The 9,305-nt window shown below is 66.2% G+C and carries 7 protein-coding genes; 3 read left to right on the top strand and 4 right to left on the bottom strand.

Going from position 1 to position 9,305, the window contains the following annotated elements; translation table 11 throughout:
• Positions 1–19 precede the first annotated feature (19 nt).
• Complete coding sequence (locus HR086_RS06220; protein WP_174455735.1) at positions 20–262, bottom strand: hypothetical protein; 243 nt, start codon at positions 260–262, stop codon at positions 20–22.
• A gap of 543 nt (positions 263–805) precedes the next feature.
• On the opposite strand from HR086_RS06220, the gene HR086_RS06215 reads away from it, so the two are divergent.
• Entirely contained in the window at positions 806–2,095 is a 1,290-nt protein-coding gene (locus HR086_RS06215; RefSeq protein ID WP_174465111.1) for a serpin family protein, read from the top strand.
• Positions 2,096–2,270: 175 nt separating this feature from the next.
• Here the strand turns inward: HR086_RS06215 and HR086_RS06210 are convergent, their stop codons facing one another.
• On the bottom strand, positions 2,271–4,337 hold the full coding sequence (locus tag HR086_RS06210) for a hypothetical protein (protein ID WP_174465110.1): 2,067 nt from the start codon (positions 4,335–4,337) through the stop codon (positions 2,271–2,273).
• A 555-nt stretch (positions 4,338–4,892) separates the two neighbouring features.
• On the opposite strand from HR086_RS06210, the gene HR086_RS06205 reads away from it, so the two are divergent.
• Together HR086_RS06205 and HR086_RS06200 are read left to right on the top strand one after the other, a co-directional pair.
• A complete protein-coding gene (locus tag HR086_RS06205) occupies positions 4,893–7,364 on the top strand; it encodes an Ig-like domain-containing protein (RefSeq protein ID WP_174465109.1) in 2,472 nt (823 codons plus the stop codon).
• A gap of 203 nt (positions 7,365–7,567) precedes the next feature.
• The gene (locus HR086_RS06200; protein ID WP_174465108.1) at positions 7,568–8,128 is read left to right on the top strand and encodes a hypothetical protein; all 561 of its coding nucleotides are present in this window, start codon (positions 7,568–7,570) and stop codon (positions 8,126–8,128) included.
• Positions 8,129–8,273: 145 nt separating this feature from the next.
• Here the strand turns inward: HR086_RS06200 and HR086_RS06195 are convergent, their stop codons facing one another.
• Positions 8,274–8,876, bottom strand: a complete 603-nt coding sequence (locus HR086_RS06195; protein WP_174465107.1) for a hypothetical protein — start codon at positions 8,874–8,876, stop codon at positions 8,274–8,276.
• Between the two features lie 100 nt (positions 8,877–8,976).
• Positions 8,977–9,267, bottom strand: coding sequence for a hypothetical protein (locus HR086_RS06190; protein WP_174455741.1), 291 nt, complete (start codon positions 9,265–9,267; stop codon positions 8,977–8,979).
• Positions 9,268–9,305: the final 38 nt, after the last annotated feature.

Here is a 9,305-nt window from a genome sequence, read left to right as displayed (position 1 = left end):
CCTGCACCCTCCCTCCCCTCTACTGGGCCCCATCCCTCTGATGTATGAGCGTTGCGCCAGGCGCCATCAACAGCGGCTCCATGCGCAGCACGCGGCCCTTACCGGTGGCCACGGTCGCCGCGACCCGTACGTGGGCGAAGACTCTTCCGTCACCGTATTTCTCTCCGGAGGTGGAGGCGAGCAGGATGGAGTGGGTCTCCGCCACGTTCGTGTCGTCGTTGAAGAGGTCGGCATAGACGTAGTCCGCGCCGTCCTCGCACACCACTTCCTGGCCTGTGCTCGGCGAACGGGCTGGGTCGGCTCACGCCCGAGGGAAAGGAGCTGTGTTTCGAACAGGTGGGCAAGGAGCAGAGCAGGCTCCGCGGTCTGAGGTCCCACGCGGGCACGCTCTACGTGTATGGCAACGGCGGTCTGTTCGCGCTCCAGGGCAAGGCCCTCGTCGCGCGTCACGCCACCCGCTTTCCGGTGTCGGGCGCGTGTGCGGGCCCCGACGGAAGCTCGCCCTCCCCAAGGGGCCCGTGAACTCACGGGCCTTCTTCCGCAACCACCTCTTCGTCGGCGTGGGAGACCACGTCCTCCGACTGGACGATGATTGGAGTAAGCCGGTGGTTGGTCATCCCAGGCCTTTCCGTTTCGGTGAAACAGCCGTCACGGAATTTCCTTCAAGGGGCGAGGACCTGTCCTCGAAAATCCGAGGAGCGCCGTCCCGCGTCGAGGGCAACCCATTGAAATCCCAGGCCGGAGGGATGCGCATGGCGCTTGCTTCCCAGGGCTGTCCTCCGCACTCCGAAAGGACTGGACCCCGATGTCGTCGACCCCGCTGAAGGCTTGTGTATTCACCGCGCTGTTGGGATTGGCTGCCTGCCACTCCGACGGCCAGACGCCCATGGAGGACGAGACTCCGGCTCCCGGGGAACTGGTGGCCTCCAACAAGGAACGGGTGGCGGCGCCTGTCGTCTCCGACGCCGACTTCGCCTCGCTCGTCGCGAGCAACACCGACTTCGGCGTGGCCATGTACCGGCAGGTGGACAAGCCCGGAGAGAATGTCGTCCTGTCTCCGCTCAGCCTCACCCGGGCCTTCAGTATGGTGTACGCCGGAGCGCGCGGTGACACCGCGACGCAGATGGCGCGGGCGCTGGGCTTCACGCTGCCTCAGGAGCGGCTGCATCCCGCGCTCAACCGATTGGACCTGGCGCTCCAGGCCCAGGCCGGCCAGTCGCATGGCGACACAGGTGACGCGCCAACCTTCCGCACGGTGAATGCCCTGTGGAGCCAGCAGGGCTATCCCCTGGAGGCGTCCTACCTGGATGTGCTCGCCGAGCACCATGGCGCGGGTCTGCGCGCGGTGGACTTCGCCGCGGACGCGGACGGCGTGCGTCGCTCCATCAACGACTGGGTCTCCGGCAAGACGAACGGGCGCATCCAGGACCTGATTCCCGAGGGCGAGGTGCGTCCGGACACGCGCCTGGTCCTGGCCAATGCCTTGTACTTCAAGGGGAGCTGGCGTGCGCCGTTCATGCCCCAGGGGACCCGCTCGGAGCCCTTCCACGGGCTGGACGGAGCCACGACCCCCGTCCCCACGATGAACACCTCCTGGCTCTTCCCCGTCGCGGAGGGTGATGGTTATGACGCCATCGCGCTTCCGTACGCGGGGCGCGCCTTCCGCATGCTCCTGGTCATTCCCGATGCGAATCGCTTCCAGGACGTGGAGCAGCGCCTGTCCGCCACCTTCCTCGACACCGTGCGGGCGCAATTGAGGAACCATCACGTGATGCTGAGCATGCCTCGCTTCGAGGTGAGCCAGTCGCTCTCCGTCGTCGACGCACTGAAGGCGCTGGGCATGGTGGATGCCTTCAGCACCCAGGCGGACCTGTCTGGCATCACCCGGAAGGAGCGCTTGATGCTCAGCGGCGCGCAACACCAGACCTTCGTGGCCGTGGACGAGCGCGGCACCGAGGCCGCCGCCGCCACCGCCATCGAGGGCGTCCCCGTGTCCCTCCCGCCGGAGTTCCGGGTGGACAGCCCGTTCTTCTTCTTCATCGAAGAGGTGGAGACGAAGAGCGTGCTCTTCCTGGGGCGAATCGTCAGTCCCTGAGGGACGCCGGACGACCCGCCCTGGCGGAGTCCAGCCCGTCGTGCCCTCCGGAGCGGCGAGCCCCTTCTCCAACTCGATGCCACCCGGCTCTCGATGCCACGCACGGGAGGTGTGCCCCCAGACAACAAGGGCACGGAGGAGGAACCCTCCGTGCCCTCGCGCAACCCCGACAACCTCAGTCCAGCGTCAGCCGGAATGCCCCGTATTGGTAGGCATACCAGGGGTCGACCTTGACCACGACATGGTGGCTCCCCGAGAGCTGCGGCGTGAACTCGCCCACGGAGTTCACGGCCACGGGCTGGCCCATCGGGTCCAACACCTGGAACATCGAGTAGGCGCCCAGGACGTGGACCCGGCGCGGCTGACCTGCCACCAGGTCGGCCGCGAAGACATCCACGTCGTAGAAGGAATCCAACCCGGCCATGAACGACGACGGGAAGGTGATGACCGTGGCATGGGCCACGTCGTCCCCATGGTCATCCACGGCGGCCACCTCCAACCGAAGGTCATAGAAGGCCCCGACGAACGCCTGGTTGACGGTGACATAGATGGGCCCCGCCTCGACCGGATCGAAAAAGAACCGGGTAGGACCTCCATGGTGAATCCGACGCGCCGGCCCGTTGGGCGTCTCGAAGGTGAGATCGCACACCGTGCAGTACAAGTTGTAGAGGGTCTGGTCCTGCGCGTGGAAGACGAAGACATCCCGGTCCTGCTCGCGATGCCGCCAGCCCGTCGCGGTCTGCCCCGGCACCAGTACGGTCGCGCCCACTTGCGTGTTCGCGTGGTCGTCAGGCCCCATGTCGGTGGCCTCGATGACGTACGTTCCTGGGTAGCGGATGCCACCGGGATCAAGCTTCACCTCCAGGGTGTACTGCGCGTCCTCCGTGGCCTCATGAATCAGATGCCCGGAGTTCGAGGTCTGGAGCGACTGCCCCTGGGCATTCCTGAGCTGGAGGGCCTGGGAACTCCCCGTGCCGCTCGTGCGAAGGAAGCGATAGATGCGCCCCGCCTGGACAGGGAACGTGAACACATCCACGTCCCCGCGCGTCTCCAGGTGGCCGTCGAGCGTCGTGGGGAACGCAATGGCCGTCGCCACGCCAGCCGAGTCCCCATGGTCATCCAGCCCCAGGTCCTCAAGGGCGCAGGTGTAGGGGCCGACGAAGTTGTCGTGAAAGAGTTCGACGGAATAGCCCCCAGCAGCGGGCGCCTCCACGGAGACACTCGTGCTCCAACCCGACACATGGACCGAGCCCTCCACCGCCACCCCAGCACCGTCACGGAGCAGGAGGCCAGGGCTCGGTGGCGCACTACAGGTGAAGCGATAGAGATGATCCTGTACCGCCGAGAAGGTGAAGACATCCCGGTCCTTGGCATTCGACACCCTGCCGGTGAAGGGCGTGGGCGAAGGGGTTAGCGGTGTGGCGAACTCCAGCACGTCCCCATGGTCGTCGGCCTCGAGGAAGTCGAGCTCAAGGGCATAGGTACCATTGAGGAGCAAGGGCGCGTACCAGTCCGGGGTGACCTCTACGCTGTAGGTCCCCGGGTGCGTGGCATTGAAGACGGCTGCCTGGACCGTCGCTCCCGTGGCAGTCCCCACCGGCGAGGTGACATTCACCTTGCAGGGGTTCAGCGTCGTCGACTCGCAACGCACGCGATAGACGGCTCCCCGTGGAAGGGACAGCGAGAACACATCCCGGTCGAAGACATACTCAAGGACGCCCGTAGCAGCGGTCGCTGGGTTCCAGGGCGTCGCGGTGGCGGCCAGGTCCCCATGGTCGTCCAAACCCAGCTCGACGATTTCACAGGAGTAGGGACTCACCGTCACCGCGGGCCGGGAGGAGATGCTCAGGTACGTGGGCTCCGTGACCGCCACCTTGAAGTGGATGCCCATTCCAGGCGGCGCCCAGACCCCCTCGGTCTCCGCCCCCTGCATCTGGGCGTCAAAGCGGCGAAGGGTCCACTCCGAGAGCGGGCCGGAGAAGAGGCACTGGAAACGGTAGTAGCGCCCAGCCTGGGCGGTGAAGGAGAAGACGTCGTGGTCCCCGTCGAAGTCCAGGGCGCCCACGATGGGGCCGGCATGGGGATCGACAGGGGTGGCCTCCCACGGCACGTCTCCGTAGTCATCCTGGACCAGCGACCCGCGCGAGGTGGAATGGGAGGACAGGTCGGAGGACTCACCTCCACATGCAGCCAGCAGCAAGATGCAAAGACACGAGAAGAGGCGTCGCGATTGTAGCGGCATGATGGAACTCCGCGAAGAATTTCCGGCCCCGCCACGGACTATACATCACCAAGGGAGTGATTAGCGTCACATTCCGGCGCAAATCCTGCCATCAAGGCCACGCGAAGGTTCCAGCCCCAATCAACTACCATTCCAAAGGAATCTTCCAAGCAACAAGCATTGTCGCACTTCTGTCCGACGAGCCTACCCGGACCGAGCCAGCGCTCTGCATCTCATCATGGCCGTTGCCATTGAAGTTACTGGCGTCTGAAATGATCGTCGCTCTCTCGACAGGGCCTGCTGACTTCAATCCAAGACACCACTGAATGATGCCTCCGAGGAGCCTTCCTCCCCGCCCCTCTCCGGACCACGTGCACACGATTCGGGACCTGGCGCAAAGACGCGCGGCAGCACCAACGTGCCCCAGACGGCGTCTCGAGGCCACGGCGGGGGGCCACCTTTCCGGCAGCCTGGATACAGATACAGTGGTACTACGACAGTCAAAGGAACACGAAATTCGTGTAAATATTGATAGGCCTGGATACCATGGAGGTGAACCAAGGAGGGTTCTCCATCATGCGTCTCTCCCGCCGGGCACTGCCCGGACTTCCCATGTTCGCGGTGGTCTCACTGCTCCTCCAGGTCTGGGGCGCCTCCGAGGCCGTCGCCGCCGAGCGGCGCTTCCTCGTCGACTTCGGTGACGGGCCCACCGCCACGCCGGGGTGGAACAATCTCCACTTCGGCTCCACGGGCTCATCGCTGAGCAACCTGGTGGACGCCACGGGCGTGGGCTCGGGGTTGTCGCTCCAGATAACGGACGGGTTCTGGCAGGGCTGGACGGGCGCCTACAACGGCGGGGGCACCACCGCGAGCACCGTCTATCCCGCGTCGGCCACGCGGGACACGTTCTTCATTGGCACCAACGAGGGGACGACGGACTCGCAGGCGCAGGTCCGCCTCTCCGGGCTGGCCATCAATGGCACCTACTCGCTGCGCTTCTATGCGTCGCGGATGGCGGGTGACACGGCGGACAGGACGACGCGCTACACGGTGGGCACGCAGGCGGTGGATCTGCAGGCGACCAACAACATCGACGGCGTGGTGCAGTTGACGAACCTGGTGCCCTCCAACGGGGCGCTGGACATCACCGTGACGATGAAGCCCGGCGCCATCTTCGGCTACCTGGGCGTGCTCGAGGTCATCGAGCAGGACGGCGGCGTGGTGGTGAATCAGCCCCCCGTGGTGAACGCCGGGGCCGACCGCACCGTGCCGCTGCCCACCAACACGGTGGCGCTCCAGCAGTCCTTCTCCGACCCGGAGGGACAGAGCATGACCTTCGTGTGGTCCCAGGTCTCGGGTCCCACCACGGCGCGGCTCTACCAGAACCCCTGGACCCCGCTCGTCGCGAGCAACCTGGCGCAGGGGACCTACGTCTTCCGCCTCACGGTGACGGATGCCCAGGGCGCGAGCGCGTCCGATGACGTGAGCGTGTCCGTGGTGCCGAGTACGGGAAGCGGCACGCCCTTCCTGCGCACGCTCACCGAGAAGTCCGTCACGGCGGGCGGCAAGCTCATCCACTACTACGAGTCGCTGCCTCGCGGGTACAACACGGACCCGAACCGCAAGTGGCCGGTCATCGTCTTCCACCACGGCGTCGGCGAGAAGGGCAGCACCCCGGAGTCGCTGCCGAGCGTGCTCGGCAACATGACGCTCGTCCGGGACAACCTGCCGTTGGAGTTCGCGATCAACGGAGTGACCGAGTCGTTCATCGTCATGATTCCGCAGCTCCACGGAAACTACGGCGACTGGCAGGACTTCTTCACCCAGGCGATGATCGACTCGGCCAAGGCGAATCTCCGCGCCGACTCGGACCGCGTGTACCTGATGGGCTTCTCGCTGGGTGCGTTCCACACCTGGAGCTTCCCGCAGCGCTCGGACGCGCACGCCCGCCAGATTGCCGCCATCGTTCCCTTCTCGGGCGGGCGCGTCTACAGCGTGAACGGCGTGTCACAGGTCTGCCGGCTGGCCACCGAGGACGTGCCCGTGTGGGCCTTCCACGCGGCGGATGACGGCACGGTGCACGTGAGTTCGACGGACGCCGCGGTGAACGGCCTCAACGCCTGCGCCCCCGCGCCGGACCCTGCGCCGCGCTACACGCGCCCCACGACGGGGGACCATTGGATCATCGGCTCGGGCGCTTCCCCCACGCAGCCGGTGGCCAGCAACATCTACCACTGGATGCTCTCCCACCGGCGCGCCAGCACGCCGCCCCCGCCCGTCACCCAGCGCACCCTCACGCCGAGGGTGACCACGGTGCCCAAGCTCTGGAACGGTCAGATGGGGTACTACGAGTCGTTGCCGCGTGGGTATGACGCCGACCCGCTCCGTCGGTGGCCGCTGCTCATCTTCCTCCACGGCATCGGGGAGCGTGGCAATGGCACGACGGAGCTGTCCAGGACGCTGGCCAATGGCGTGCCCGCGCAGATCAACGCGGGGCAACCGCTGGAGTTCACAGTCAACGGGGTGACGGAGTCCTTCGTGGTGCTCGTCCCGCAGTTGAGCGAGAGCGGCTCGAGCTGGCATCCCTATCAAATCGAGCGCCTGCTCGACGTCGCGCAGGCCGGCTTGCGCATCAATCCCAAGCGCGTGTACCTGACGGGCCTGTCGCTGGGAGGCTTCGGTACCACCGCCTTCGTGGAGTTCTCGCTCGCGAACTCCCAGCGCATCGCGGCCATTGCCCCCACGGATGGTGCCCACTACGGCGGCATCATCTGGACGCCGGACCTGGACAACGTGACGACCGACGCGTGCCATCTCGCGCAGGCGGACGTGAAGGTCTGGCAGTTCTACGGGGCGAACGACAGCAGTTGGGGGCGGACGGCCACGGACTTCGTCGCGCGACTGAACGCCTGCGCGCCTCCGTCACCGACGGTGGTGACTCGCTACGAGAACGTGGGACATGCGGCCTACACCCGGGCCTACTACACGGACCACACGTATCACTCCCCGAACCTCTACGAGTGGTTGCTCGCTCAGCAGCGCCCGTAGGCGATGACGCGAGGCCCCCACTGCTCGCGCGGATTGGGGGCCTCGGACCCGAGGGAAGGTGACGCCGTCGTGAGCTGATTCGAGGTGGCCGGTCCACCCATCGGACTGGTCTCCCTCGCCGAGGTCGAGCGTGCGCGAGATTCCCATGGCCCGAGTTCGGGCAGGTCGACGCACCTGTTCGGTTGCTCTATGTTGGGCAGTCGATGAAGCGAGATCCGCCCGGCAGCAAGGCGCCCTCGGCGCACATGGAGGGGCTCGGGTCCTCGCTGATGCATACCGTCCGCGTCTGGCAGGTCGCTCCGCTCCACCCCCGATGGACCGCCATGCTCCCCGTCCGGGCTGGAAGCGAGGAGGAGGCGCGGCGCCTGGTGGCCGAGGCGCTGGCGCGAAACCCGGACATGGGAGGGGGGCCGCCGCGCAACGCAATCGGGTTGTTCGAGCCAGGGTCCGGCCGTCGTGGGCCGCGCTTCAACCTGAGTGACAGCACCCCGCTGCCGCCCGCGTCGCTCTACCTCGAGTTCATGCCGGCCGGCGCTGACATGGTGTACGCGCAGTACGCGCTGGCGCAGCGCATCCTCGAGAGTGCCGCGCCGCTGCTCGAGGATGCGCGCTGGTACGCCATCCTCACGCAGTGCGAGGATATCCTCGACTGCTGGGAGCTCGCTGCGGGCCGGCTGCGCTACGAGCGTCACCTCACGGAGGAAGAGCAGGCCCGAGAGCTGCTGCAACAGCTCGAGCCGTCACTTCGGGGCCGACTGGACTGAGTCCCCGTCGTCCTCCCGAAAGGCCATTCGAGGAGGACGTTCGACTTCAACGTGTTCGCCTGCGTGAGGTGTGGAGGCAGGCGGCGGGTCTTGCCGTACGTGCAGGGGGCTCCCATCCCTCCTATGCATTGACCGTCCCTCTTCCTCAGTCGCGCAGCAGCCGCTGCCCCGCGAGCACGTGCTCGACCCACGACTGTGACGAGCTGAGCGTGGGCGAAAGCCGAGCCACGAGGGCATCTCCCTCGATGGGGTCCGGAATCGACGCCGGCAGATAGATGGCTCCTCTCTGACTCGGCCGCAGCCACGCGCCGACCTGGGCCTCACCGTGGACGACCAGATGCGTCGCATCCGTCCCATTTGTGACGAGATTGCCGGTCAGCTTGAGGTCCCCCTCGATGAACACCTGCGCCTCGTGTACCAACACGAGGTCGCTCGCAATCAGCGAGCCCTTGATCCACAGCGGCACGTAGACGCCCACGTCGCGAATCACCAGCGGGCCGTCGACGATGACGTCCCCTTCGACGACGCACACCATCGGATCCTCATTGCCCACGTACGTCGGACCACTCAACGAGAGCGTGCCCTCGTGCACCACGAAGGTGACGTCACGTCCGCCGAAGAGGTCCTCGTAGTTGACCGAATCATCGCTGACCTCGATCAGGGAATAGCGCTCGAGGCCCACCTCCGTTGCCAGGGGTTCGAACCGCGCACCGGTGAGCGTCGTGTAGGGCTGGGCCTTTGGAGACATGAGGGATGAGTCTACAGCGCTGGCTCGAGCCCGTCTTCGTCACGCAGCTCCCCCAGCACCTCCCGAACGAGATGCTCGGCATGCCCAACAACTTCATCCGCTAGAAGCAGATGTCGCGCACGTCTTCGTAGACCGCGTAGCTGGTGGGCAGGCCGTAGTAGAGGGTCATCGCCTGCTCACAGGTGAGACACGCCCCCTCCCCGCTCAGGGTCGAGTAGGCGCTGTTGGTGTAGAACTTCACGCGGTACAGAGAGTGGCAGATCGGGTGCAGGCCCTCCTCACGAGACGCGACGTCCTCCTCCACTTCAGAGGGAACGCCCGACCCACCACATCCCATCACCAGCAGCCCCGTCGCCAGCAACACGCCCCGGATGACCATCGCTCCCCACATGGATTTTTCTCCTGGAACTGAGTTCCCGATGTTCATTC

The organism is Myxococcus sp. CA039A (genome assembly GCF_013336645.1).
GTDB classification, from domain to species: Bacteria; Myxococcota; Myxococcia; order Myxococcales; family Myxococcaceae; genus Myxococcus; species Myxococcus llanfairpwllgwyngyllgogerychwyrndrobwllllantysiliogogogochensis.
Note: the sequence above shows the minus strand (reverse complement) of the source record. Positions and strands in the feature narration are given on the sequence as shown.